Here is a 24691-nt window from a genome sequence, read left to right as displayed (position 1 = left end):
CCCGGTCGCCGCGGCCGGCCCGAGCGACAGCGCCGCGGCCAGCGCGGCAACCGCCAGCGCCAGGCGCGGCTGCGCGGTCAGGCCGGTTCCGGCACGCGGTCCACCGGCACGCCCGACAGGTCGCGGGCCGTGCGGATGGTCGGCATGGTCTGCACGCGCAACACGTGCGGCGCTTCCGTCAGGCGCGACGTCAGCGCGTTCTCGTGCTGGGTGTCCCTCGCGACGAGGCGGAGCAGGAAGTCGCCCCCGCCGCGGATCATGTGGCACTCACGCACCTCCGGCCAAGACGTGACCATCCGTTCGAAGGCGGAGAGCACCGCCTCCTTCTGCGTCTCCAGCCCGACAAGGGCGAAGAAGGTGATTTGCCATCCCAGGACCTGCGGGTCGAGATCCGCATGGTAGCCGCGGATGATCCCCTGCTCCTCCAGCCGGCGGACCCGGCGCAGGCAGGGCGGCGCCGAAAGTCCCACGCGACGGGCGAGCTCGACATTGGTCATGCGGCCATCGGCCTGGAGCTCCGCGAGAATCTGGCGGTCCACCCCGTCCAGGTCTGGTTCAGAAACACGTCGCATCGCTGATCCTTACGTGCCACCGCATACGTTCCGCGGGTAACATAGTTTTGGATTAAGTTTTGGCAAGATGAATCCAACGGGGTGGCGTCAACCCTGGCGCGAGCACGCGCCGAATCGGTTGAGCAACCGCCTCGGCCGACCGATATGGAGTGCTCTGCACACTCCGGAAGCAACAGACCCGTGCCCGAGACCCGTCGCACCAGGCTCCTCATCATCGGCGCCGGCCCCGCCGGCTACACCGCCGCCATCTACGCGGCGCGGGCGGGGCTCGAGCCGCTGGTCGTGGCCGGGCTGCAGCCCGGCGGCCAGCTCACCATCACCACGGATGTCGAGAACTACCCGGGCTTCGCCCAGGCCATCCAGGGTCCCTGGCTGATGGAGCAGATGCAGGCCCAGGCCGAGCATGTCGGCGCCGGCGTCATCCAGGACGTGATCACCGGCGTGGACCTCTCGCGCCGCCCTTTCACCGCGGTGGGTGACGGCGGCACCACCTATGTCGCGGAGGCGCTGGTGATCGCCACCGGCGCCCAGGCCCGCTGGCTGGGCATCCCCGGCGAGAAGGAACTCTCCGGCTTCGGCGTCTCGGCCTGCGCCACCTGCGACGGATTCTTCTTCAGGGGGAAGGACGTCGCCGTGATCGGCGGCGGGAACAGCGCGACGGAGGAGGCGCTGTACCTCGCCAACCTGGCCCGCCATGTCACCCTGGTGCACCGCCGCGACAGCCTGCGGTCGGAGCGCATCCTGCAGCAGCGGCTCTTCGCCAGGCCCAATGTCAGCGTCGTCTGGGACACGGTCACGGAAGCGGTGCTGGCCGACGAGTCGGGCCGCGTGCCGGTGACGCGCGGGCTGGCGCTGCGCAACCTCAAGACGGGGGAGCGGTCGGAGCTGCCGGTGCACGGCGTCTTCGTGGCGATCGGGCACGACCCCGCCACCGCCCTGTTCCGCGGCCAGGTGGCGATGGATGCCGATGGCTATATCGTGACCGAACCCGGGACGACCCGCACCTCCGTCCCCGGTGTCTTCGCCGCGGGCGACGTGCAGGACCGCATCTACCGCCAGGCGGTCACCGCCGCCGGAACAGGCTGCATGGCCGCCCTGGAGGCGGAAAAGTTCCTGGCCCACATCCCGGCGGAAGCCCCGGCGATCGGCGCCTGGACCTGAGGCGGGGCACCGCGGGGCGCAGCGCCCTGGGCGCGGACCGGCGTTCCGGCGAACGCCAGGTCCGCCCCAGCCCCGCCCGCTGTGCAATCCGGGCATGCATTCGATCTATCCAGGGCGGCGTGCCCCGTGGCAGCCTGCGCCGCCCGAACGACACAGGGAGTCGCCGCCGGAATGCCGCTGGACTGGGACAAGCTGCGCGTGTTCCACGCGGTGGCCGAGGCCGGCTCCTTCACCCATGCGGGCGAGACGCTGAACCTCAGCCAATCCGCCGTGTCGCGCCAGATCCAGGCGCTGGAGGAGGCGCTACAGGTCCCGCTGTTCCACCGCCACGCCCGCGGCCTGATCCTGACCGAGCAGGGCGAGACGCTGAACCGCGCGGTGCGGGAGGTCTTCGCCAAGCTGGCGATGACCGAGGCGCTGCTGACGGAAAGCAGGGAGAAGCCGACCGGGCGGCTTAAGGTGACGACGACGACGGGCTTCGGCAGCGTCTGGCTGGCCCCGCGGCTGCACCGCTTCCTGCAGCTGCACCCGGACGTCACGCTGACCGTTCTGCTCGATGACGCCGACCTCGACCTGGCGATGCGCGAAGCCGACGTCGCCATCCGGATGCATCCGCCCCGCCAGCCCGACCTGATCCAGCGGAACCTCGGCAACTTCGCCTGGAAGGTCTGTGGCGCGCCGGACTACCTGAAGCGCTTCGGCATCCCGCAGCGGGCCGAGGACCTCGATGCGCACCGCATGATCGTCTATGGCGACTACCGTCCCCCGGTGGAGAGCGTGAACTGGCTGGCCGAGGCCGGGCGGCGCCCCGGCGCGCCGCGCCGCGCGGTGCTGGAGATGAACTCCCTGCCCGGCATCCTGCAGGCGGTGCGCAGCGGCCTCGGCCTGGCCGCGCTGCCCGACTACATGGGCGAGGAACTGGACGGACTCGTGCAGGTGCTGCCGGAGTTCAAGGCGCCGCGCATCGAAGCGTATTTCGTCTACCCGGAGGAGTTGCGGCATTCCAAGCGTGTCGCCGTCTTCCGCGACTTCCTGGTGGCGGAGCTCGCCTCGCCCGGACGGATGGCCGCGCAGTAACGGAGGCCGCCGCCCTTTCCCATGCTCTGATTGCATGGCGGCCCGCGGCTTTTCGCCAATCGCGCATACGCCGTCGCCGATTATCTTTCGTGCGTTCCGGCGGCGACGTCGGTTCAGGGTCATTCGGTGACTGCCGAACCCCTTCGTCTCCCAGACGTGAAGCCTCCCTGTTTGACTTGGCCGCTATCCCAATGGGTTAGCGGCCTTTCTTTTTGGGTGCAGGCGCGTCTACGGGCACGCTACGGGCACAAGGCGCGCGGCTGGCCTCACCCGGGACCCTCCAGAGGCACTGCCAGCACCCGCTCGTCCTCACGCTTTCGAGAGGCTGTTTTGTCTGTCGGCAGCTCCCGCAGCGTAAGCTGATGAGGGCGGCTGTTCGTCGGTTTCGTCGGCCGCCACGCCACGTCGTTCCTTACGGACAACGATCTTGCCGGCCTCTCGGGAGCCGGATCAAGGTTTGCTGCAACGTTGGAGGACCGAACGATGCACGTTGTCGATCTCGTCGCAGCCCGCGCCGCGCGCTCTGCCGCCGGCCGCCGGGCCGCCGAAGATGCCGAGATGCAGCAAGCCCACGACCTGGCCGCCGATACCTTGCGCAGCTTCGTGGCCGAGTTAGACGCGAGGGCCCCGGGCGCCGCCGACGTCGGCCTCTGGGCGCTCCTGGGCGAGGTGATGGACTGCCTCGCCTCTGCACACGGCGTGACCGCTGCTGACGTCATGGAACGGGTGCAGGAGCGCTTGGCGCTGGCTCCGCTCCAGCCCGCGCCGCGGGAGGATGGGCGGGCCGAGCTGCGCTGCTACGACGACCCCAGCGGCTGGCGCGTGGAGATCGAAGCCGACAGCGTGGAGGACGGGCGGGCCCTGGCCGCGCTGCTGCGCCTGGATCCGGCGCCGGCGATCCGGCTGCGCCACGGGTAGCCGTCTGCACCCTGCTGGAGCTGCCCGCGTCGTCGGTCGCGTTGGCCGGCGGTGCTTCAGCGTGACGGGCAGCGCGGGTGTGGCGCCGCAGCCGCCGAGCCCGAGGATCCGCCAGTCCACGCCGCCACCTACGGAGGGGCGCGCCCACCCGCTCCCCGGCCCGCCCCACCCCTGGGGGTACCCCCGCGCACCGCGCGCGAAGAGCATTCGGGCGCCTGTATTGCGGTCCAGCCTCGGGACTTATGCTGCGTCTGGCACCGCACCGACTGAACGAGCGGCGCCGGCCAGCGGCGCGCTTGCACCGCCTGCCGCGATGGTGGGCGCCGACGCAACCCTTGCGGCGGACTCAACGCGCCGGGTTCACTGTCGGCATGATCGAAACCCCACGCTCCGACATCCACGACGCGGCCGCCTGGCATGACGTCGTCGAACGCATGATCGAGGCCGGGGCCGCGGTGGCGGCAGCGGCGAAAGTCGACTCGGGTAATCCGGCCCAGATCACCGGCCTCGCTGCGTTGTTCCGGGCCCTCCAACACATCCAGGGAGTGCGCCTGCTGGTGAAGGCGGGACACGTCGTCGAAGCCCGCATCATCACCCGTAGTCTGTTCGAGGGCATGTTCATGACGGCAGACCTGGCCGCCGACGGCGCCGCGGCATTCAGGGCTCTTGTCGACGATCACGCAGCGAGCAAGCGGTCGCGCGGCGAGCAGATCATTCAGCTAAACGACACCTTTTCGGCGGCGAAGGCCGACACGGCTCGCGAGCACCTGCGGCTGCTCACCGCCAAGATCGGCAAGGGACGGATGATGCGGCCGAAGGAGATTGCGGCGCGGACGCAGATGGCCGGCGCCTACATGTTCTATTCGCAGCTCTCGAACGACAGCGCGCATCCGTCGCTCAACGCCCTTGAGCGGCATGTCGTGAGGCCGGAGGACGGCGGCCTGATTTCCGAGATGACGGCTGCGCCGCAGCTCGACAGCGCCGAGGACGCGGAGACGCTAGGCTGGGCTTGCATGGCCATGCTTGGCACACTGGTTTCGGTGCGAGATCTGACAAACGCATTTGCGGCGGAGCCGACGATTGCCGCGGCCAGTGACGCTTACATGGCGCTAACGGCCGCGCCCGGACCTGTCGGGGAGGAGGAGTAGTGATGCCCGCGCCGAGCGGCAGGTGTACGCGGGTCGAGCGCTCCTTTGGGGGCTACGCCGTTTGCCATTGGGAAGGTACTGGAGCCGGCGACGCGGTGACCCTCCCAACCAACTTGGCGAGCACGCAACCCAGCGGCGAAACTGCCGCCTTCGAGGTCGGCGCGCACGGCGGATCGCTCCGCTACTGGATCGCCAAGGAAGGTCTGCGACAAGGGGAGCTCCGCTTCGCATCGCAAGCCGCCTCGCTGACGGGCATGGAAGGGCGCGCCTCTTCGCTTCTCACCTGGGCCGTCACCTTGCGGCCCGCCTGTCGGCTGCGTTCGTCAACGCACGCTATGCGGCGTCAGCCGGGTGCACGTCGACGACGCGCCGATGCCGATGCTCTCGCCCGGGCGAGGCAGGACGCAGGCAGCGCGGTTCTGGACCTATCTCCGCGACGTCCGTCCATTTGGCGGGTCCGACCCGCCTGCAGTCCTCTGCGAGTTGACACCGGACCGGAAGGGCGAGCACCCGCAGCGATGTCTGCGCGACCTCCAGGGCGTTCTGTAGGCCGACGCCTACTCCGGGTTCAACGCGCTCTACGAGGGCGGTCGCGTGGTCGAGACGGCGTGCTGGGCGCATGCGCGGCGCTACTTCCACGACGAGTTGCTGGCCAACGACAGCCCGCTGGCGCGCGAGGCGATCGAGCGCATGCAGCCGCTGTTTGCTATCGAGGGCGAGATCCAGGGGCAGCCGCCAAAGGCGCGTCTCGCCGCTCGCCAGGCCCGTTCGGTTCCGGTGATGGCCGACCTGCACGCCTGGCTCGAGACGACGCTGCGGCGCATCTCCGGCAAGTCGGACCTGGCGCAGGCCATCCGCTAGGGCGGCAGGCGCGCGGCGATCATCTACACCCTAGTCGGCACCGCCGAGCTCAACGGCTGGGATCCGCAGGCCTACCTCCGCGTGTTGCTCGACCGCATCGCCGGCCACCCGACCAACCGCATCGGCGAACTCGCGCCCTGGAACCTACGAACCAACACAGCCTGACCACCGTCAAGCCGTCGCCGCCGGTTGCACGTTTACCGTCAAGCCGCCGACGCCGTAGTTGTTAGTGGACGCTTGCCGAGCATCACAGAAGTGGCGGCTCTGCGCCCCGAATTGGTCGCCCTGACCGGCCGGGTTGGAGAACAGCCTCTTTGGCGTGACGGTGTCGCGGCTGGGCGACAGCAGCCTCCGCCCCGAGGCGACCGCCGCTGCCCTTGCCCCAGGGCTTGCGTGCCGCCCCACCCGCGCGCAGGACGCATTGAGGGCCGCGCCAGTGGTCCTCGGCGAGCGGGCATCCGCGCCTTGTGGCCCGCCTCCATACGCGCGCACCGCCGGCTTCTTGGCTAACGGCGCAAGCCGCGCGCGGCGGCAGCAGGACAGGTCAGTCCCGCCCGGGCCCCGCCTTCCAGGCGTCGACGAGGTGTGCGAACTCGGCCTGGAGACGCTCCAGCGCCGCCGTGACCTGTTCCTTCGGCTGCCGTGTCTTGGGCGGGATCTCCTCCGGCTCGCCAAGGATCTCCTCCTGGGCCTTGCCGCCTGTGGGCGGCGATTCATCAGGCGCGTCCGCCGGGGGCGCATTAACGTTATCGAGGCCCGGCGATGCCTGCTGCTCTTCGTCCTGGCCAGAGGCCAAGGCCGCGGCGACGAACCGGATGCGGAGTTGGGGCCCCAGGTTCTCGGGGACATCCGGCGTGACGGCCGCCTCCCACCAGGCGAGTTGCTCGCGCAGGGCAACCTCCTCGGGCGGCAGGGCGACCTGCTCTGCCGGCGCGATGTCGCGGAGCTTGCCTGCCTGGGTCAGGAGAATGCCCCCTACGACGACCTTCGCCATGTTGTCGAAGAGGTCGGCGAGCAACCCTTCCGGTCCGCCACGACCGCGGTGGGCCAGCCAAGGGTTGCGCTCTGCCCGCAGGCGCGAAAGCACTTCGACCGCCTCGCGACAGGAACCGAGCGGATCGGCCGCCTCGTGCAAATCGCCGCGCCTTGCCCAGAGCCGCAGGATCAGGTCGGCTGCGCGAGCCGCCGCCTCCGCTTTGGCTTCACCGCTCGCGGCCTCCGCCTCAGCGATGAGCGCGGCCAGATGGTGGGCCATCCAGCGTTCCAGCGTCGCGCCCCGTTCGTCGAGGTCAAGGTTTCGGACGAGCTCCCGACCAAGATCCAAGACGTCCCTCGGCGATGTCGAGGGCTCCGTCGGCGCCGAGGCGGTAGACCCTGTCGAACCGCTCCTGCGGCGGATCGGCGTCTTCCTCGCCAGCGTATCGTCGGGTTCTGCGACCACTGCGCCTTACCTCCACCTCGATGATCAGATCCAATCCCTCATGCTGAAGGAACTCACCTAGCTGCTCCCCGTGCGCCAGCAGCCGCCAACCTGCCGGGCGGATGCCGGTCAGGTGATGTTCGTCCTCCCGGTCTTTCTCCCCCCATACTTCGAACACGAACATGGGCTCGTTCGAGCCGGGGCGCGACCATTGCGCGGCCCCGGAGGCGTCCCGCGTAAGCCCGCACGCCTTGATGACGCGGACGCCGGGCGCCAAGCTGACGTAGCGTGCCTGGCCGCGGAACGGATCGTGCTCGTCGATGCCGCTGTCTCGCTCGGGGCGGACGAGCCAGCCCACGAGTTGGTAGGGCGGCTCGTCGCGCTCAAAGTGGCCCTCTCCCTCCTCGGGCAGCTTGTAATCCCGCGAGTCGACCATTGTCTGAAGCGCCCTCAGCAGCGCGGTTGCCGTCGAGGGCTCCACGAGCGCACTGGATACGACGTTCTCTTGAGAACGATCGGGCCCGGTCGTCTCCTCGTAGCCGCCGACGGTAACGTAGCCCTCGCGTTCGGGCGGGAGCATCCCTACCCGGTGATCAGACTCACGGACAGCTGCAACCCAATCTGCAAGCGGTTCGGCGGCGAGCGCCCAATGTCGCGAATGCAGCGGTGTTGGCACGCGCAGGTCTGCTGCCCACAAGGGCTGCTCCGACAACTGCTCGCGCCGAACCTGAAGGTCGAGGGCGTGCCAGTCTTCCGGCTCATTTTCCACGAGTGGGACAGACTTCAGCAACTCGCCAGCGGCACACCACATCGCGTGCCATTCGAGGTGCGTGCGCAGCCCTTCAATGATGGGCCGGGATCCCTGCGCGTGCCGGTGCGCCAGGTAGTCCCGATCACGCCGCAGCCGCCAATGCAGCTTATGCGCAGAGCGCACCCGCTCCTCGGGCCAGCCCCAGACGTCTACGATCCACCGCTCGGCAATGTCCAGAAAACGTGGGCCAACGGGTTCGGCGAATGCGGACCACATCGGGGCATACCAGTTTTGCACGGTGTCCATTCCGTCAAAACTGAACCGGCGGCCCTCACGTGTCCGCATACGGTGCGCGTCCTCGCGCGCATATCGGTTCTCCACTTTGACAGGGGTCAGCACCGACCTGTTCACCGCCGCCAATTGGGTGGCTTCGTCCGGAGATACTGCTAGCAGGCGCGCCTCCACCAGCTTCAGGCAGGCGTCGCGTGCGAACGCGCGCAGGAGGAGGTGAGGAAATTCTTCATCGAGCGCTGTGGCGAGCAGAGCGGAAGCGGCTGTGGCCGCGGCGTCGGGACGCTCGGCTGCGACGCGGTCGAGCGTGACAGTGGTCCAGAGCGTGGCCGCGAGCGGGTAGTACGCAGGCGGCGGTCCGGAGAACTCGAGCTCCTCGAGTCGCCCGAACGCTCGCACGAAGCCGTTGACGGACCGGAGGTCGCCGGTCCGGGTGAGGCGAAGCACCGCGTGTGCGGCCCGCCAACGGGCACGGCTGTCCGGAGATCCCATTTGTGCCATCAGCAGGCGGCCTATGGCGCCGGCGGCGTCCTCGGGAATCCCATCTGACACGACACGCTCCAGGTCGCCGTCGCGGATTCGCGACGCGAGCCGCTCGACGTACCACTCCAGCAGGGGAGCCACAGATGGCGCCGGAAGCAGCTCTGCAATAAGCCCGACATGCCCGAGCAGGGCCTCAGGCCCAAGGGCGTCTACGTGCGCCTGGACTGCCCGGAGCAATAGGTCGCGCCGGGTGTCACGATCCATCCCCGTCCTGTTGAGCAACGGGGTGATCTCGTCCCCGCCATAGGGCAGCCCCGGGGACAGCGCAGGAAACCAGTCCCGAATGAGGCTCGGTAGCGCCTTTTCGCACCAGGCGGTCACGGCGGGGCTGTCCCAGGCGCCGAGCGTCTCGGTCAGCGCCCGAGCCACCTCCCCGCGTCCGTGCTCCGCCCCAAGGGAGACGACCGCATCCAAGTGTCCCGTGCGTGCACGCATCGGAACCACCGCCCTGGCTGCCGTGAGCATCGACCCGAGGGATACGTAGACGTAGGTTTCCTGGGCGCGCGCGGATTCTTGGACCGTGCGTATGGCCGCGGCGAGGGTCGCGCCGTCCGTCGCAATCTCAGCAGTCCACGCATAAGCAGCAGCCAGCGCGTCGCCCCGACGCGGCTCCGCCGCTTCGCGTTCCGTCCGGCAAGGCGGCAGCGCTTGTCTGAACCGCTCCCTGTCGACGAGGGCTCGGGCCAGAGGCCCGAGTTCCCCCTCAGGCGCCGAGCGGATGTCCTCCGACGCATCCGGCCGGCCGGAGCGGAGGAGCATGTCCCTGGCGGACTCATCGCGGAGCGCCCGCTGGATGGCGGCTGGTATGCCTTGCGACGCGCGGAGGCTCTCCTCGACCAACAAGTGGTCGGTCTTGAGGCATAGGGCTAGGGCCGCGGCCTCGCCCGGCGTCAGGTAGCCCTCCGCCAAGCCGGTCCGAAGCACTGATGGCAACGTTTCTCCAAGCTGGACGAGGCCCCGTGCGTCCCACCGCGAAACGGCGGCGAGCGCGATCGGCTGGTTCAGCTTAGCTAGGGCCGCACTGGCCTCCGGCCAGGGGAAGTGGTCGTCGCCGTCAAGCCGTACGGCCGCGTCGGCCACCACCTCGCCCAGGCCCAGGGCCGTCGCGCGCCGGTCGGCGACCGCGCTGCTTGCGTGCCGGACCAGCTTCTCGATGAGGATGAGTTGGCCCCGGATCTCGGTGTCGAGTTCCCCCGCGGCCTCAACGGCCATCCGGAATACGCCCGCGGCGTCCTCTGGGCTGATGGGCGCAAGGAGACGGGCATGGGCGACAAGGCTCTCTGATTTCGATCGGGACCCGAGCCGCATGCCGCGCGTTGCCGACGCGGAGGCGGCGAGCGAGGCGAGGAGGGCGTCGTGCAACTCCGGCCGCAGCGAAAGCCGCGACACCAGGGCCGCGTCTGGGACAGACTCGCCCCCCGTCCAGGCGCCGTCTACCGCCATTGCCAGCTCACGGAGCGTGTCGGGTGAGTGCCCCGCCGCCAGCAGCGTCAGCAGGTTCCGTGCTACGAAGGACCGGATGGCATTGAGGCCGGGCTCGCGCTCCAGCCGCCAGCTTTCCTGTTCAAGCGAACCCGCGGCAGACCGGAGCGCGGCAATGGCACTGTCGTCGACGTCCAGCCCGGCAAGGGCGCAGGACACGGCGGCGTACGACGGGAACACCATCTGCGCGAAGTTCAACATCTCACGGTCGTGGCGCTCGGCGTGAACGTCGCGTACGGCCCGGCTCTGTCCGTCGTTCGGCACCTCGGGCCGCGGCTCGAAGACGCCCGATGCCGTGGGACGACGGCCGGACCTCGCCTCTAGCAGCGCGTAGGCGCGGAAGACCGCATCCAGCCGCAGCGGGTTAGACGCGTTGTTGCGATCGATGCGCCGCCTGCCACCCTGGAGCAGACGGGCTAGGATTGCGTCGACGCCCTTGCACGCCGGAGCACGCGTGGTGAGGACCTCGCAACCCGTGAGCAGCAGATCGATTAGACGCGCGGGTCGCGTATCTCGCCGCAGGTAGTCGTCAAGGTCTTTGCCGCCTCTCAGCAGCCGGGAGAGGCGCAGCAGCCCGACTTCGAGGGCCGCGTCATCCACGGCCCGACCCGCCAGAGCCAGCGGAATCCGAAGGAAGGTGCCTGCTAGAGGTCCCAGTTCGCCTGACGCAAGGAGTGCCTCCAGCTCGGCTGCCCGCCCCTCGGCGACAAGTCTTGGGGGCAACTCGAGCGCGACGTCGGCGTGCGCCCCACGGGGAGACCAGCGCTGAAGCTCCCGCAGGGCCGCGACAGGACCGAACAACTTGAGGGCAGCCTCGGTGTCTGCCGCCACTTCCTCAGAATCGAGTGGCCACGGCTTCGACCGCCCCTCCGCGTTTTTGCGGACCGTCGACTGCCTCGCTTGGTTCCAGGCATCAATGGCGCGACGGTCCTCCCGGTACGACAGGGCATCTCCGCGCTCCGCATGGACGACGAGCCGATGGTACAGGATGCGGCCGTGGCCCGACCGGGAGCCGGGATCGGATAGCAGCAGGCGTCCCACGGTGTCGGCGGCGAACCGGGCAGCAAGGTCAGGATTGTCGGCCAGGAGATTCTGGAGCGCCTTGTCCCTCCGATGACCCTCGGCTCCGATCAGCAAGTAGCGCAGGGCCCTGGACGGCTCGCCGGCGGCCCGGGATGCGGCGACGGCCAGGGTCAGCCGCTGCACCTCGACCTCGCGCTGCTGGATTGGGTCGCTAACCGCCCTCGGCACCGGGTCCCGCTCTACCAAGTCTAGAAGTTCGGGAAAATGCCCTGCGGCTGCCAGCGCCGGGGCGACGTGAATCGCGGCGTACGGGTCAATAGCCGCGCGGGACAGGAGCCAGGTGGCTGCTCGGTCCCGCACCGCGTCGAACTCAGGCTCACCACGCACGCGGACGAAGGCCTCGAAGTCCTCGTCTGCGAGTGCCGCGGCGTCCTCCTCGAGGCGCACACCAGGCGCTAGGTCTCGACAGACGTCCCTGACGTGGTGCTCGTTCGTCCCGAGCACGATGGCCAGCGCAGAGAGGGGAACCGGCCGGGCAAGCGCGATCAGGCCAGCGCAAACAGAGCCGACATCCCGGGAGTTGCCGTTCTTGGCCAGCGCCTCGCGGAAGCGCTCCTCAAAGACTGCTTCGAGCGACTTGCCGGGGCGAAGACGAGCCAGTGGGGCGTCCTCGTCCTCGCCGCCGCCCTCGAATGCATAGGCCTGCACGCGGGGGATGCCGCCCGAAAGCGCGTGAAACTCTTCTATCCACTCCTGGACGGGGACCGTCTCCCGGTGCTGCCGCACGAACTCCGCGGTCTCTTCAGGCTTGAAGGGCGGGACGGGCAAGTGCCGGTAGGCCTCAGGCAGCCCCAAGGTATCGAGGCGCCCCGTCCGAGCCGTGACGACGAAACGGACGTTCTCCGGGAGAGTCCCCAATCGCGTGAAATCATGGACGAACGATGTCTCCGGGACGGGTCGTTCGCGGGCAGCGGTAATAGAGTTGTCCGCAGCATCGACGGCAACAACCAGCACGGCGCCAGAATTGCGCGCCGCAAGCGCCTCCGCGGCACGGCGGAGCCGCTCCATGAACATGCGCGGGAAGTCCGTGTTCCCATGGCGCCGAAGCAGCAGCGGCAGGCGGAGGCGCGTGGCGACTTCGTTCGCCAGTTGGGTGAACGCGTCCGCGGGCCGGTGACGGAGTTCGGCTGAGGCAAGGTAGCGGCCACCTCCGTAGCAATCGAAGGTCACCATCACCGATCCCTCCGGCAGATCGTTCTCGATTTGCCGGAGCGCCGTGGTCTTTCCGACGCCGCCTTCGCCGTGCAGGCAGAGGAACGGCTCCGTGGCCAGGAGGCGGCTTGCCTGCTCGACTGCGGCGCGCCGCACGAGCTTGTTCATCGGCTTGAGATCGGACGGGCACGGGAACAGTGCGTGGCGGTCAGACGCTCCAAGTGCTTGGAGCATGACGCCTTCCCGCGTAATTGGGGAACGGTCGTGCTCCGGCAGCATCCGCTCGCGGACGAACTCCCGCAGCATGAGCGTGTCGGCCCGGGCGTCGTCGTCGGACCACTCTGCCATGGCGCGCAGCACCCGGTCCTCGAGAGCGAAGCGAGAACCGGTGCCGGACACGAGATCCATGCACGCCGCGAACTCGCGGAAGTCCTCGGGTGCAAGGCCCGACGCTCGCAGGAGCTTCGCCTCCTCGGCTTCATCGGATCCCGGGGCAGTGGGGGAGGCCACGGGCGGATCTGCGGCCGCCCGATCGAACGCCGCCTTCAGCTCGGGCGCGATGGGCTGGTTCGTGACGAGCGCCACCTCGGGGGGCGCCTTGCCGGGCCGGAGCGCACGCATCTCCGACCACGCCTTTGCCATTCGGGAGAGAATGGAGCCGTCGCCGACCACCCGTCCCGGAGAGGCAACCTTTTTGCCTCCCCTTCGCGCGGGCGGCTTGCTGATGGCCTCACTCGCACCCTCAGTGGCCTTCGCAGGCGGGCGCACGTAGGTCAGCCTCGCTACGGTCCAGGCTGTGTCCGGCGCAGAGCCGGAGTACTTCAGCTGCTCCAGCCGCACGCGCTCGGCCGATGCGGCCCCGTCTCCGCCGAAGTAGAGGGTGCAGTCTACGCCATCCCAGGTATCGGCGGCTCCCGGTTCGAGGGTTCCCTCGAGAACCAGGGCCTGAAGGCCGCCTTCAGCGTTGAGCAGGCCAATGGCCTGCCTAGCTGCCCACAATTCGTGGAAGTCGTCGCCTGTGTTCGACCCCCGTGCGCCCCTGTAGTCGGCCAACCTGCCCCTCCGCGCTTAGCGCCAACGACGTGGCCGCACTGTACCCGGCGCGCGCCATTCGAGTCGGTAGCGAAAGCAAGCTATGACTGTTTGAAGCCCGCCGACAGGTGCCGCACGCTCCCATCGGAACAGCTCTAGGTCCGGGACGCCTCGATGTCCGCTTAGCGCGATGGTTGGACGTCGTCCCCATGGCTCGCCGCCTGTGGCAGCTATCCGTCCAAGTGCGGCGTTTCGCTCTCATCGCGAGGAATGCGTTTAACAAGCGTATCCATTGGCAGCGGTAATATGTTACCGTACGCAGCAGAACGGCAGCGCAGCGGATACAGCGGAGCAGCGCAACGTGTCGCGTACAGGTCGCCCTCCCATCGGCCCGAGGCCGATGACCTCCACCGAGCGGTCCCGCGCATGCCGGGCCCGGCAGCGGGCGCGGCGTCAGGCCGAACGGAAGGCGTTGGGTGCCCAGGCCCCGAAGAAGCCGGCACCAACGTCGACGGAACGCGCGAACGCCTGCCGTGCCCGTCAGCGCGCCAGAAAGCTGGCCGAGCGGCCGGAGCTGGCCGACGCGGCCGAGCTGACCCGCATCACGTCCGGTGTGCTGGCGGCGCCAGCGCAGCCTACGGCGCTGCCTGAGCCCCCGCCTCTACCCGACGACCCCAACGAGCGCGCCGCCGCTATGCAGGTCGAGCTGGAGGCTTCCATGCGTCAGGTGCTGCTTGATCCCGCAGCGCCGCCGGCGGCGCGCGTCGCTGCCGGACGAAGCCTCGCCGAACTCGCTGGCCTGCTGAAAACGCGCGCCCCCGCGCCGGATCCGAACGCCCGCGCCTACCGCTCGGCGACCGACCCGGAACTGCTGGAGGCGCAGGCCAGGGCGACGCGGGAGGAGGCGCGCCAGCTGCGCGAGGCGATCTCCTGGGCCCGCATGATGAATTGAGGCCAGGGCGATGACGGCGCAGCTCGGCACCCTTCGCGACGGACAGCATCTGCTCGCTGCTCTCGACTACGACACCGCATGCGCTCAACGGCTGTGGCTGACGGTGATCGCAACTACGCTCGCCGATGCCCTGGCCGGCGATGACGAACTGCACCGCGGGAGCGGCGCATCGACAATGGGCCGCCCGCTTGCGCGCGAGCGGGAGGAAGCGCGGCACGCCCTCACGGCCCCGGCGGGCAGGAAAGAGCGGGAAGCGCTCTGCGTGCTGGCCGGCCTCGCCTCCGGCTTCCTGTGCTCCTTCGGGCGCGACCTGGCCGCCTCTGCGTGGGATGGACCGCCGGGCCTGCGGGATGGCATTCGGTCAGCACTGTCACATGGACAGAGGGCCGAGCAGCTGGCCGCAGCCTCGGCCGGGTTCGCGGCCGTAGGGACGCCCGGGGCGCGCCGAGGGCGCTGCGCTCGCATCGACACGCGACGCTAAGCGCGGCGCCGGTCCGGTGCGACTGCTGTATCAGGCGTTCCTGAGCACCCGCAGCTTCGCCTCGGCGCGCCGCATAGCGGCGAGGGCAGCACCCGCGTAGTCCTCGCAGCCGACGGGGTCACCTGCGTGCTGAGCGGCGATCATGACCCGTCGCGCAGCGTCGGCGATCAGTAGGTCGCGCCGCACACTTTCGAGGAGCCGCCCCGCCTTGAAGCGGGCCGACGGGTGAGCGGCGAGCCGCGTCTCGGTGTCGGCGAGAGCTGCGTGCAGATCGGCGGTCGTCATGCAGCGCTTTCCTTTTGCCCGCCGCGGCGGCGTGAGGCCGCCCGGAACAGCTCATCAGGCGCGACGATGAGCAGGCGCGTGGCTCCTGGGATCCGAAGAGACTGCTCCGACCATCCGTCGGGCGCCGGGCAAGCGGAGAAGTCGTGGGGTGCCCGTCCCAGCAGGACACAGCTGAAGTCACCCGCCTGCATCTCGGCGTCCTCGAGATCGGTCGTGAACGGGTCGTCCCCCATGGCCAGCGGCTCGACCGAGCACGCGATCGAGGCCGACATGCGGATCGGCGCCAAGCCGCGGGCACCGCTCTTCACCAGCAACTCGACGGCGTGCGGCGCGGCGCGGCGGAGGTCGGCCGGGATCGGGTCGAAGCGTGGGTCGCAAGGGACGAGCCCAAGCGACCAGGCCGCATCGGCGATCACGGCTTCCCGGAAAGCGGCGTGAAGCGTGTACAGCGACGTCAAGGAACGGCCCTCTGCGTCATGCGCGAGCAGCAGGGCGAAGGCTTCGTCGCCTGCCTCTGCCCGGTGCGCCAGGGAGAGCTTCCTGGCGAGCGCCTGCGCCACGCGTGTTGTGGCGGCTGGCGAGAGGTTGCGCGCGACGTGGACGAAGGCGCGGGGCACTTCGCGAGGCGCAAGTGACAGGAGGGTGTCGATCAAGGTCGGGCTCCATTCGGGTTCAAGGGCTTCGGACGCCGGGCGTCAGTCGGTGGGGGAGCGCGAGCCGGGTTTGCCGACAACTTGACGGCACGGAGGCGTGGCATGGAGCGATCGGCGCCGCATGTGGTCCGGCGTGCGGTCCGGCCGCCGTCGCGCCGAAAGCCTTGGTCTACGGCCAATTGGTCCGGTGGTCCGGCAGCTGGGCGACGAGATGCAGGGTGCCGTTTCGGATCTGCTGTCGCGCCTCTCTGTATGGCGGGAGATGGGTAGGAAAAAATCGATGCGCGCGACCTACAATGATTGAAGATTCTACCGGACCACCGGACCAATTGGCCGTAGATCAAGGCTTTCAACCGATCAGTCACCGGACCAAGTGCCGGACCAGAACCGGACCACACCGGACCACACGTCACGACGCATCGCCCGACAACACGTCGCGGCTGACGCGGTAGACGGCGAGGCGGCCCTCGCCGCGGATGAGGCGCCGGAACGTAAGCCGTTCGTCGCGGTCGACGTGCAGCAGCCCCGCCCGCCGCAGCGACCTGGCCGCAGCCTTGGGATCGTGGCCGGCGTGGATTTCGTCGTTCCAGACGGAGGGCAGGATCAGAAGGTCGCCTTCCGGCATCTCCCGGAACCCGGCGCGCCGCAGCGGCACCCGTCCTGGGGACCAATGCAACGGCCCAGCCGCCTCCGCGCCCGGCGCTGGTTCGTCCTGGCCGATAGGTTGGAACCGAGCAGCCTCCCTCGAGACGAAGTCACGCACCCGCCGGATCGCCTCGACGCCTTCCCGATCGGCGCCAATGCCTTCGCGCTCGGCAAGCCAATCGGCGAGGCACCAACCGACGCCGCCGAGTGCCTCTCCTGGCCGCCAGGGCAGCACGCCGGCTTCGGCGGCCAACTCGCCAGCTGCAGCAAGGCACGCGAAGACGCGCGCGACCCGCTGCGCCTGAGCCCCTGCGCGGTGCGGCAAGACGACCTCGGTGAGCGCGTCGAAGGCCTCGTCGATAGCCTCGGTCACGAAGCCCCACCCGCCCGTCTCGGCGCGGCGCTGGGCCAGCCAGGCGACAAAAGCGTTGCCGGCGTGGCCATGGTGCTCACGCACCACCCGCCCGAGCGCCTCGGCGAAGCTCCGTCCGTCGGGCTGGCCGTGGAGGCTTTCGAAGACGCCGGCAGGGCTCCCCCGCAGCGGGACCGCCGGCACATCGATAAAGCGCGCCTGCTGGCCTGCCGCAGGGCGCTCGCCGTTTTTGGACATGGTGGCACCGAGCCCGGCCTCTCCCGACGAGAGCGCCGCCAGGCGCCAGCGCTTCACCGTCCGGACCTCTCCGGCTCGGTTGGCACGCGCCTTCCCGGTGCCGTTGGCGAGCATGTAGGCCGCCGACCCCACCGCCGCGGCTGCGGCCTGCCCTATCTCGTCGAGGACGAGGCCGACGCCCGACCGCTCAGCAAGCCGCCCCTCTAGCCCGTTGTCGGTCGTACGCCATGACGCGAAGACGCTGCCCGGGCCGGCATTAGGGCTGCCCCACACTGAAGCCGCAAGCCGGAGCGCGGTCGTCTTGCCGCAGGAAGACGGACCGTGAAAATGCACCACCGCCCCGTCCTCACCGAGCGCGTCCAGCACCGGCGACGACAACGCGGCGCAGATCGCGACCGACAGGCGGCCGTTGCCCTGTGCCAGCGCAGCGGGGCCGTCCCGCCACCCCGTCAGCGTGCCGGCCTGCGCGAGTGATGCCCCGCCGCCCAGGAGGATGACCTTCTCGGAGTCGGGCCCCACCGCCTCGCCGCCTGGCAGCACGAAAGCCGCCACCCCCGGAGCCCATCCCGTCGAGCGGACAGCCCGGCGATGCTCCTTCGGGCGAAGCCCTGACAAGAGCCGCGCGAAGAGCGCCCGCGCCTTCGGCGATGGATCGGACCAGAGCCCTCTGTCGGCGAGCTCAGCGATGACGCCGGGCAAGTCGGCCGCCACCCTCGCCAGGGAGAGCACGTAATCGTGGGTGCATCCCGTTCCGTCGCGCCAGCGCAGCAGGACACCCCATCCCGAGCCGTCCTCGGCTGACACCGACCCCAGCACCTCGAACGAGCTGCAGAACGGCGCTGATTCTTCAGATCCGAAGCGCCACCCATCGGCGCCGCAGTAGAAGCCGCGCGGGATGCCCTCGGCCACATCGCCGCCCAGGTCAGCGCCGTCGTCGAATGCGTCGCTGGCGCGCTGCGACTGCTCCCGAAGGCTACGACGGATCGACGCAGCCACGCGCGCCAACTCGCCCTTGCTGCCGCTTGGCCTCGCCTCGCGGGCAGCAAGGTCTACCAGTTCGGCCTCGTGGTGCGGCTCAATCTCGGCATGCCGCAGCTCGAGCAGCAGCTTCTCCGGTGCCTCCGCGCCAGCGCCCTCCACCACGCGCCGGAGGCTGGCAGCGTCATGGCGCAACTCAAAAAGCTGACCGCCGTGGAGCTGCGAGAACAGGCGGACCGGCTGATCGGGCTCGTCAGGGTTCGTGTAGAGGATAGCCCGGTTCGGACCTTCGCCAGGTTCATGCGGATCGCGGCAAGTCTCACCGTCGAAGGCGGCGCGATCGGCGAGCACGTCGCCAACGCTGACTTGGCGCCCGTCGTCCAGATCGATCATGTCCGAGCCGAGCAGGCGGCCGCGCCTCCGCGCCTCCACCGCGCGAGCCGCGAGGGCAGGGGACACGCCACGCTCAACGAGCTTTTGGCGAACCACCTTGCCATGCCGCCGCGCGCGATCCTCGGCTTCACCGCGGATCGCAGCACGGCCGGCGCGATCCCACTCCGCGAATGCGTAGGCCTCGTCGGGGGTGAGGTCCGGCAGCACAGCGCGGGTATCAAGGATCTCACCATCGATCACGGTGCAGCGTCCCGCGTCGCGATCGCGGCGTAATGGCGCTACGACGAGCGGCTCGGCCTCGAACACCAAGCGCGATCCGTCGCCCACGCTCACGTCGATCAAGCTGCGGGTGAGGATCTTGCCGGCCTCGGAGCACACGACTGCGCCGAGCCCAGCGAGGCAGAGGCGCTGGTGCAGAGCCTTCAGCGCACGCGGTATGTCGGCGCCATCCGTGACGACGAAGTAGACATGCAGGTTCCTGGAGTCGCCGACGAGGCGCCCCTCGGCGTTGAGGATGCCCGCGCTCGTCGAGCGGCGGACCAGGTGAGCGCAGAGGCCGAGTTCCGGCATGGCGCCGAACAGGGCCTCGAGAAGTCCGCCGGCCGCTTGGATGCGCGCCTGCATCCCAGGCGTGAGCCACTTGGTGTCGATGTCGACCAGCATCAGCGCGGGCTCGCCGGCGCGGTATCCGAAGTTCGCCTGGGTGCGCCCATGGCTGTGCGGCCGCCGCTCGTGCGCCTTCGTCGTTATCGCGACACGGGGCGAGTCGCCATGCAGGAAGCGGCCAAGCCCGAGCGCTTGGTCCTGGCCAAGCCCCTCGATGTGGCCGGCGACCTCGCGCAGCGCGTCACCCAGGTGGCTACAATCGAAGTTGACTGCGATCAGATCAGCGAAGCCAGCAGTCATGGCGCATGCCGACCCGTCCTTGGCGACGCCGCCCGCACCGTCCGGCGCGATGACCTTCGTGAGGAGCGGCTTGTTGAACCCGACCGGCATGTATCGCGCGGCAAGCAGGCAGTCGGGCCGGCGCCCGTCGGTCTTCGTGAAGACGGTGAAGCGGAGTGCAGGCACCGAGAGCCCTCCGACGGTCGTGGAAGGCCGGGCGTGTGCGGTATGGTGGCAGCGCCTACGAGGCACTGGCCGCTGCCCGGCCGAAAGATGCGCCGCTCACCGGTCGCGACCCGGTGGGCGGCGCGCTTCATCTCAGGCAGCGGACTGGTGCTGCTGCTCAGCAGCGAGTGGCGCCCCATACGCCCCGATCGCGGTCAGGATCGCCCGCCCTTCCCACGCCAGCCGGCGGCCGGGCAGCTTCAGCGGCGGCGGCAGCCCCTTGAGCCCGTCGTAGCTCCGCGCCACCCCAAGGCGACGCAGGTCGCTGGTAAACACCAGACGGCCAGGCTCGCGGCGGAGGTCGTCGAGAGTCCGCGGCCAGGTGGCGTCATCGGACACAGCAATGTTCGGCATTTCGAGTGGGCTCCGGCAATCGCAAGGAACCCGCGGACATTGCGACCGCCCCGGACTGGCAGCCGGGACGATCTCAGGGGGGACGGACGAGCTATCCGCCGGCGGCCTTCGCCGCCCGCCGCAGCCTAACCCTGAACGCTTCGTCCTCCCCCTCATCCAAGCTCGTCTGAACGCCAAGCCGACGCAACTCCTGTCGCGCTGCCGCAGCGTCCTCGGCCTCGATTCCGCGATGTACGGCGGCCGCAGCCTCGCGCTCCGACAACCCCAGCGCCATCCACGTCCGCCATGCGCGCACGTCAGCGGCCCGTGCAGCGAGGGCGACCTGCTTCGTGAGGAAGGCAGTGAAGACTTTGCGCCCCCGCTCCTTGGCGAGGCGGCTGTTCTGCTTCTCAAGCGCCTCGAACTGGCGCCGGCTGCGCTTGTTCATGCCCGGCGCATGCGCCGGAGCGGCACAACGCGCGGATCGGCTTGGACCGGCTCCGCAGGCAGTCTCGCGGCGACGGCTTCCAGATGATCCGCCCATCGGGCGAGCAAGGCGGCCTGTTCCGCAATCCGATCGCTTCGCTGATAGACGGCCGTGATTCCAAGCGTGGCGCGGGGGCTGTGCTGGAGGATGCGGCCGACAAGCAACTCATCGGCCCCGAGGTCGCGCACCAGCGCTGTCGCCACGCTCTTCCGGATAGTGTGCGGACTCCAGTCCTTCCTGTCGCCCACGGCCGCGCGCAAGGTCTCGGCGGCGCGCTTCCACCCGGCGAAAGGCTTATCCCGGCCGGGCACGGCGAAAATGTGCTTACCCTTGCCCGTCAGCTTCCGACGCTCGGCCAGGATGTCGAGCGCCCGAGCCGGCAGCGGCACCGTGGCGGGCCGCCTGCCCTTCATCCTTTCCGCGCCGATCCTCAGCGCCGCACCGGTCCAGCCGTCCGCGACCAGGGGGTCGCGCAGCTCGGCCCATGCTGCGTCTGTCCACTCGTCGCGTCGGAGCGGCACCAGCAGCATGCACCGCACCAGATCGGGCAGGACATCGCTCTTGAGGGCCGGCGCGGCGCGCCAGAGGCGGGCGAGCTCGGTCATGTCCAGGAGTGGCACGTCGCCCTCCCGCTGGCGGGCGGCGGACGGCTCGACCTTCACCGGCTTCTTCAGCAGCGCCGTCGGGTCATCGGGGCGGATGTCCATCCCCGCGCACCACGCAAACAGGCCCCGCAAGCTGGTGAAGGTCCGGTTTGCCTCGACCGGCTTGGCCGCCTCCCCGAACGCCATTTTGTGCAGTAGGTCCGCCAGTTCAGCGCGGGTGACGTCGCGGGCCGGCCGGTCGCCGATTACCGGCTCTACGTGCAGCGCCAAGCGGCGCTTCTCCATCGGGAGGGAGCGGTTGCCGGCCTTGGTCTCGAGCCACCGGGTGATGGCCTGCTTGACGCTGACCGATTCGGGCGGCGGAGGCGGGCGGATAGCGTGTTCCGGGTTCTCGCCGCGGCCGGCGAGCCGCCTGGCTTCCTGGGCGATGTCCCGGGCATCCGCGAGGGTCGTGGCCGGATACTCGCCGATATCGAAGCGCCGTTGCCCTCCGGCCATCCGGAGCCGCAGTGTCCAGGCCTTGCGGCCCGACTTGAAGACCCGGAGCGAGAGGCCGGCGACCGTTCCATCCGCCAAGTCACGATCCGCCGCGCCAGGCTTAGCCGCCCTCGCCGCCGCATCGGTCAACGCCGCCATGACACCCCCACGGGCACACCACGGGCACAGGCCGAAGCTACCGGGCATTGCCGAAAGTTACCGCCGCACCCCACGGGCACACGGTAAATGCCGGTTCGACAGGGCACAAGCGGAAGTCAGACGTAAAGCTTGGAACCCAGCGGAAAAGGGCCGCCACGGCTCCCAGACGTGAAGCCTCCCTGTTTGACTTGCCCCGCTGGCCCAAGGGCCGCGGGGCTTTTCTTTTCGGTGGCCGCAGCCGGGCGTCGATGTTGCCGGTTGCGGACAGGGTTTCTCTCTTTCATCCCCCAGCGTGCGGCGCGACACTTGCCGCGTCGGCCGCGGCGTGGATGCCAGGGCCGGCCGGCTGAGGGGGGATCGCCGCGTCGTGCAACCACGCGCCGCCCGGTTCCTTCGCCGATCCCCGCTGCGGAGAACCTGACCGATGAACCGACGCGCGCTGCTGCTCGGATCGCTCGCGCTGCCGGCCCTGGCCGGCTGCGCCTCCGTCCAGGTCGATGGCACGACAACGCTGGTCGCGGTGGTCGAGACTGTGGACCCCGCCGCGCGCGAGATCCTGCTGCGCGGCAATGCCGGCGCGCAATCCGGCGCGCTGCTGACCATGGTGGCCGGCCGCGCCGTCACGCGGCTCGACCAGATCCGCCCGGGCGACCGCGTCACCGTGCGCTACTACCAGGCGCTGGCTGCCCGCGTTGCGCGGCCGTTCTCCTCGGCGCCCACCGCCGTCCAGGCCTTCGGGGCGGAACGCGATGCCGAGCGTCCGGGCGGCGAGGTCACTCGCGTGCGGAGCGGCCGCGTCACGATCACCGCGGTCGATCCGGCCGCGAACAGCGTCAGCTTCATCGGACCGAACGGGCTGCCGCGCACCGTCGTCGCGCAGAACCCGGAGGTCGCAAGCTTCGTGCGCGGCCTGCGCGCCGGGGAGCAGGTGGACATCGTCTACGAGGAGGCGCTGGCGATCTCCGTCGATCCCATGCGGTAGCCCGCGATCGACCTGAGTGTGCGCACCGAAGGTGAGCACGCCGAAGGGCGTGAATCGCCGGGCCAGGGAAGCTGGACCGGCGTAGCCCTGAACACAGTCAGGGCTACGCCGGTCTAGGCTTCGCGGTCCCGCGCGTCACGATTGGCGCGCGGGCCGCCTTCCCCCCTTTTCCCGGGCCGATCCCGGCGGCATCTTCCGGCGCGGAGGCAAACCCGGCGCGCGGCCACCTGCTCGAGAGGGGGTCGATTGCGCGTCCTGCTGGTGGATGGCGAGCCGGACCGGGCCGCGGCTGTCAAGGCCGGCCTCGAGGCCGCGGGGTGCCTGGTGGTGGCGGTCGCCTCCGATGCCAGCGACCTCACCCGGATGGTTCGCGACGCCGCGGCCGACGTCATCGTCTGCGACCTCGACGACCCCGGGCGCGACGCGCTGGAGAGCATGCGCGCCCTGCACCGCGACGAGCCGCGGCCCGTCGTGGTCTTCGCAGCCCGCGGCGACAGCGACCAGATCGAGGCAGCGATCGAGGCCGGCGTGGCGGCCTATGTGGTGGAAGGTCTCGCGCCGGGACGGGTGCGTCCGGTGATCGAGGTGGCGATCCGGCGCTTCCGCGCGCACCAGGCGCTCCGCGCCCGGCTGGAGGAAGCGCAGGCGACCCTGGCGGACCGGGTGGTGATCGAGCGCGCCAAGGGCGTGCTGATGCAGCGGCGCAGCCTGCCGGAGGACGAGGCCTACCGCCTGATGCGCCGCTGGGCGATGGACAGGGGTGAGAAGCTCGTGCAGGTCGCCCAGCGCTTTCTGCGCGAGATTTAGGCATATTGCCGACATCGAGGTCGGTTTCCGTCTGGGGTCGTCCATTTCGCCTCTCATTGAGGCAGATTCCACTTCACCCCGCCGCGCCGGTTGTGGTTTGAACGGCGCGCCGCAGCGATGCGGCCGGAGCCCGCCGCAACGGCGTGGCGGGTTTCCGGCACCTCTCTCCCGTGCCACCGGTGGGCCAATGGCGGTCCGCTCTCGAGGCGTCAGGCGCCTCCGGACATCAGCGCCATGGCCGGCCCTGCCCTTCGCGGCACCACACCCACGCTGCGCATCGGCTACGTCCCCCTGACCGACGCGGCGCCGCTGGTCGTGGCGGATGCGCTGGGGTTCTTCGCGGCGGCGGGCGTGTCCGTCCGGCTCTCGCCGGAACGCGCCTGGGCCGCCGTACGCGACAAGCTGGCCTTCGGCGCGCTGGACGCGGCGCATCTGCTGGGTCCGATGGCGGTCGCGCTGGCCGCCGGCACGGGCGGCTTGCGGCGGCGCCTCGATGTCACGCTCCGCCTCGGCAGGAACGGCAACTGCGTGGTGCTGTCGCACGCGCTGGCCGATGCGGCCGGCGCCTTCGCGCCGCCCCTGGCGGCCGGCAGCTTCGCGGCCGCGCTGCTGGCGCGCGCGGAGGAAGGGCTGCCGCCGCCAACGCTGGCCGTGGTCTTCCCGCATTCCTCGCACAACTACCTGCTGCGCGAATGGCTCGCCTCGGGCGGGCTCGATCCCGACCATGACCTGCGCCTGGTCGTCGTGCCGCCCCCGCAGATGGCGCGTGCCCTCGCCGAAGGCGCGGTCGAGGGCTTCTGCGCGGGCGAGCCCTGGGGGAGCCATGCAGTGGCGCAGGGCGTCGGGCGCTTCGCGCTGTCCACCGGCGACATCTGGCCCGGCCACCCGGAGAAGGTGCTGGCCTTCGCCGAAGGCCTGGCCACGCGCGAGACGGAGGCCGTGATCGCCGCCACGGCAGCCGTGATCGAGGGCCAGCGCTGGCTCGACGATCCGGCCAACCACGCCGCGGCCGCCGCCCTGCTCGCCGAGCGGATCTTCCCCGGCGTCCCGCCCGCCACCGTGGCGGCAGCGCTGGCCGGCGAGGTCGCGGCGCCGCCTGGTGGCGCACCGCACCGCCTGTCCTGCCCGCTCGGCTTCGATGCGACGGCCCCGCTCTCCGCCGAGGCCGCGGCGCGCTGGTTCGCCGCGATGCGCCGCTGGGGACACCTGCCCGACGCCGCCACGCAGGCCGCAGCGCTCGCGC

The 24691-nt window shown here is 70.1% G+C and carries 19 protein-coding genes and 1 pseudogene; 11 read left to right on the top strand and 9 right to left on the bottom strand.

Translation table 11 applies throughout. The features are described 5' to 3' along the window. Positions 1-77: 77 nt before the first annotated feature. A complete protein-coding gene (locus OZN99_RS06195; RefSeq protein ID WP_270934321.1) occupies positions 78-572 on the bottom strand; it encodes an Lrp/AsnC family transcriptional regulator in 495 nt (164 codons plus the stop codon). Positions 573-752: 180 nt separating this feature from the next. On the opposite strand from OZN99_RS06195, the gene trxB reads away from it, so the two are divergent. The 6 genes and pseudogenes from trxB (at position 753) to OZN99_RS33515 (ending at position 5902) form a co-directional block, all read left to right on the top strand. Further along, the gene (gene trxB / locus OZN99_RS06190; protein ID WP_270934320.1) at positions 753-1733 is read left to right on the top strand and encodes a thioredoxin-disulfide reductase; all 981 of its coding nucleotides are present in this window, start codon (positions 753-755) and stop codon (positions 1731-1733) included. Positions 1734-1904: 171 nt separating this feature from the next. After that, complete coding sequence (locus OZN99_RS06185; protein ID WP_270934319.1) at positions 1905-2810, top strand: LysR family transcriptional regulator; 906 nt, start codon at positions 1905-1907, stop codon at positions 2808-2810. Positions 2811-3368: 558 nt separating this feature from the next. Next, on the top strand, positions 3369-3728 hold the full coding sequence (locus tag OZN99_RS06180) for a hypothetical protein (protein WP_270934318.1): 360 nt from the start codon (positions 3369-3371) through the stop codon (positions 3726-3728). Between the two features lie 371 nt (positions 3729-4099). After that, entirely contained in the window at positions 4100-4876 is a 777-nt protein-coding gene (locus tag OZN99_RS06175; protein ID WP_270934317.1) for a DUF5677 domain-containing protein, read from the top strand. A 342-nt stretch (positions 4877-5218) separates the two neighbouring features. Beyond that, positions 5219-5737: pseudogene (locus tag OZN99_RS06170) on the top strand (IS66 family transposase); the annotation flags it as partial. Between the two features lie 18 nt (positions 5738-5755). Next, entirely contained in the window at positions 5756-5902 is a 147-nt protein-coding gene (locus tag OZN99_RS33515) for a transposase domain-containing protein (RefSeq protein ID WP_408611810.1), read from the top strand. Between the two features lie 379 nt (positions 5903-6281). Here the strand turns inward: OZN99_RS33515 and OZN99_RS06165 are convergent, their stop codons facing one another. Both OZN99_RS06165 and OZN99_RS06160 read right to left on the bottom strand, forming a co-directional pair. Continuing rightward, complete coding sequence (locus tag OZN99_RS06165) at positions 6282-6992, bottom strand: hypothetical protein (RefSeq protein WP_270934316.1); 711 nt, start codon at positions 6990-6992, stop codon at positions 6282-6284. Between the two features lie 34 nt (positions 6993-7026). Next, the gene (locus OZN99_RS06160) at positions 7027-13512 is read right to left on the bottom strand and encodes a hypothetical protein (protein ID WP_270934315.1); all 6486 of its coding nucleotides are present in this window, start codon (positions 13510-13512) and stop codon (positions 7027-7029) included. A gap of 379 nt (positions 13513-13891) precedes the next feature. On the opposite strand from OZN99_RS06160, the gene OZN99_RS06155 reads away from it, so the two are divergent. Further along, on the top strand, positions 13892-14443 hold the full coding sequence (locus tag OZN99_RS06155; RefSeq protein WP_270934314.1) for a hypothetical protein: 552 nt from the start codon (positions 13892-13894) through the stop codon (positions 14441-14443). Positions 14444-14453: 10 nt separating this feature from the next. Beyond that, entirely contained in the window at positions 14454-14924 is a 471-nt protein-coding gene (locus OZN99_RS06150) for a hypothetical protein (RefSeq protein ID WP_270934313.1), read from the top strand. A 30-nt stretch (positions 14925-14954) separates the two neighbouring features. Here the strand turns inward: OZN99_RS06150 and OZN99_RS06145 are convergent, their stop codons facing one another. The 6 genes from OZN99_RS06145 to OZN99_RS06120 all read right to left on the bottom strand — a co-directional run bounded on the left by OZN99_RS06145 (position 14955) and on the right by OZN99_RS06120 (position 21659). Then, positions 14955-15209, bottom strand: coding sequence for a hypothetical protein (locus tag OZN99_RS06145; protein ID WP_270934312.1), 255 nt, complete (start codon positions 15207-15209; stop codon positions 14955-14957). After that, on the bottom strand, positions 15206-15862 hold the full coding sequence (locus OZN99_RS06140) for a hypothetical protein (protein ID WP_270934311.1): 657 nt from the start codon (positions 15860-15862) through the stop codon (positions 15206-15208). Before OZN99_RS06140 ends, OZN99_RS06145 begins: the two co-directional genes overlap by 4 nt. 409 nt (positions 15863-16271) lie before the next feature. Next, positions 16272-19559 (bottom strand): DUF927 domain-containing protein, encoded by a 3288-nt coding sequence (locus OZN99_RS06135; RefSeq protein ID WP_270934310.1) that lies wholly within the window; start codon positions 19557-19559, stop codon positions 16272-16274. A 132-nt stretch (positions 19560-19691) separates the two neighbouring features. Beyond that, on the bottom strand, positions 19692-19937 hold the full coding sequence (locus OZN99_RS06130) for a hypothetical protein (protein ID WP_270934309.1): 246 nt from the start codon (positions 19935-19937) through the stop codon (positions 19692-19694). Between the two features lie 106 nt (positions 19938-20043). Beyond that, positions 20044-20379: a hypothetical protein gene (locus OZN99_RS06125; RefSeq protein WP_270934308.1), complete on the bottom strand. Its 336-nt coding sequence runs from the start codon at positions 20377-20379 to the stop codon at positions 20044-20046. Continuing rightward, positions 20376-21659 (bottom strand): tyrosine-type recombinase/integrase, encoded by a 1284-nt coding sequence (locus OZN99_RS06120; protein WP_270934307.1) that lies wholly within the window; start codon positions 21657-21659, stop codon positions 20376-20378. The genes OZN99_RS06125 and OZN99_RS06120 overlap by 4 nt, the downstream gene beginning before the upstream one ends. A gap of 424 nt (positions 21660-22083) precedes the next feature. Between OZN99_RS06120 and OZN99_RS06115 the strand changes: the two genes are divergently transcribed. The 3 genes from OZN99_RS06115 to OZN99_RS06105 all read left to right on the top strand — a co-directional run. Beyond that, the gene (locus OZN99_RS06115; protein WP_270934306.1) at positions 22084-22641 is read left to right on the top strand and encodes a hypothetical protein; all 558 of its coding nucleotides are present in this window, start codon (positions 22084-22086) and stop codon (positions 22639-22641) included. A gap of 246 nt (positions 22642-22887) precedes the next feature. Continuing rightward, positions 22888-23448, top strand: coding sequence for an ANTAR domain-containing response regulator (locus OZN99_RS06110; RefSeq protein ID WP_270934305.1), 561 nt, complete (start codon positions 22888-22890; stop codon positions 23446-23448). Positions 23449-23682: 234 nt separating this feature from the next. Further along, positions 23683-24691, top strand: a 1009-nt coding sequence (locus OZN99_RS06105) for a CmpA/NrtA family ABC transporter substrate-binding protein (RefSeq protein WP_270934304.1), incomplete at its 3' end; no start/stop codon positions are given.

The sequence above is a fragment of the Falsiroseomonas oryzae genome, assembly GCF_027856955.1.
In the GTDB taxonomy this organism is placed as follows: Bacteria; Pseudomonadota; Alphaproteobacteria; order Acetobacterales; family Acetobacteraceae; genus Falsiroseomonas; species Falsiroseomonas oryzae.
This window is presented reverse-complemented; position numbering and strand designations above follow the sequence as displayed.

What these genes read in the sequence shown, in the direction of transcription:
- OZN99_RS06150 (WP_270934313.1), top strand. Translation starts at nt 14,454, where the DNA reads ATGACGGCGCAGCTCGGCACCCTTCGCGACGGACAGCATCTGCTCGCT.
- OZN99_RS06145 (WP_270934312.1), bottom strand. Translation starts at nt 15,209, where the DNA reads ATGACGACCGCCGATCTGCACGCAGCTCTCGCCGACACCGAGACGCGG.
- OZN99_RS06115 (WP_270934306.1), top strand. Translation starts at nt 22,084, where the DNA reads ATGAACCGACGCGCGCTGCTGCTCGGATCGCTCGCGCTGCCGGCCCTG.
- OZN99_RS06180 (WP_270934318.1), top strand. Translation starts at nt 3,369, where the DNA reads ATGCAGCAAGCCCACGACCTGGCCGCCGATACCTTGCGCAGCTTCGTG.
- OZN99_RS06195 (WP_270934321.1), bottom strand. Translation starts at nt 572, where the DNA reads ATGCGACGTGTTTCTGAACCAGACCTGGACGGGGTGGACCGCCAGATT.
- OZN99_RS06125 (WP_270934308.1), bottom strand. Translation starts at nt 20,379, where the DNA reads ATGAACAAGCGCAGCCGGCGCCAGTTCGAGGCGCTTGAGAAGCAGAAC.
- OZN99_RS06120 (WP_270934307.1), bottom strand. Translation starts at nt 21,659, where the DNA reads ATGGCGGCGTTGACCGATGCGGCGGCGAGGGCGGCTAAGCCTGGCGCG.
- OZN99_RS06185 (WP_270934319.1), top strand. Translation starts at nt 1,905, where the DNA reads ATGCCGCTGGACTGGGACAAGCTGCGCGTGTTCCACGCGGTGGCCGAG.
- OZN99_RS06165 (WP_270934316.1), bottom strand. Translation starts at nt 6,992, where the DNA reads ATGGCCCACCATCTGGCCGCGCTCATCGCTGAGGCGGAGGCCGCGAGC.
- OZN99_RS06175 (WP_270934317.1), top strand. Translation starts at nt 4,100, where the DNA reads ATGATCGAAACCCCACGCTCCGACATCCACGACGCGGCCGCCTGGCAT.
- OZN99_RS06155 (WP_270934314.1), top strand. Translation starts at nt 13,892, where the DNA reads ATGACCTCCACCGAGCGGTCCCGCGCATGCCGGGCCCGGCAGCGGGCG.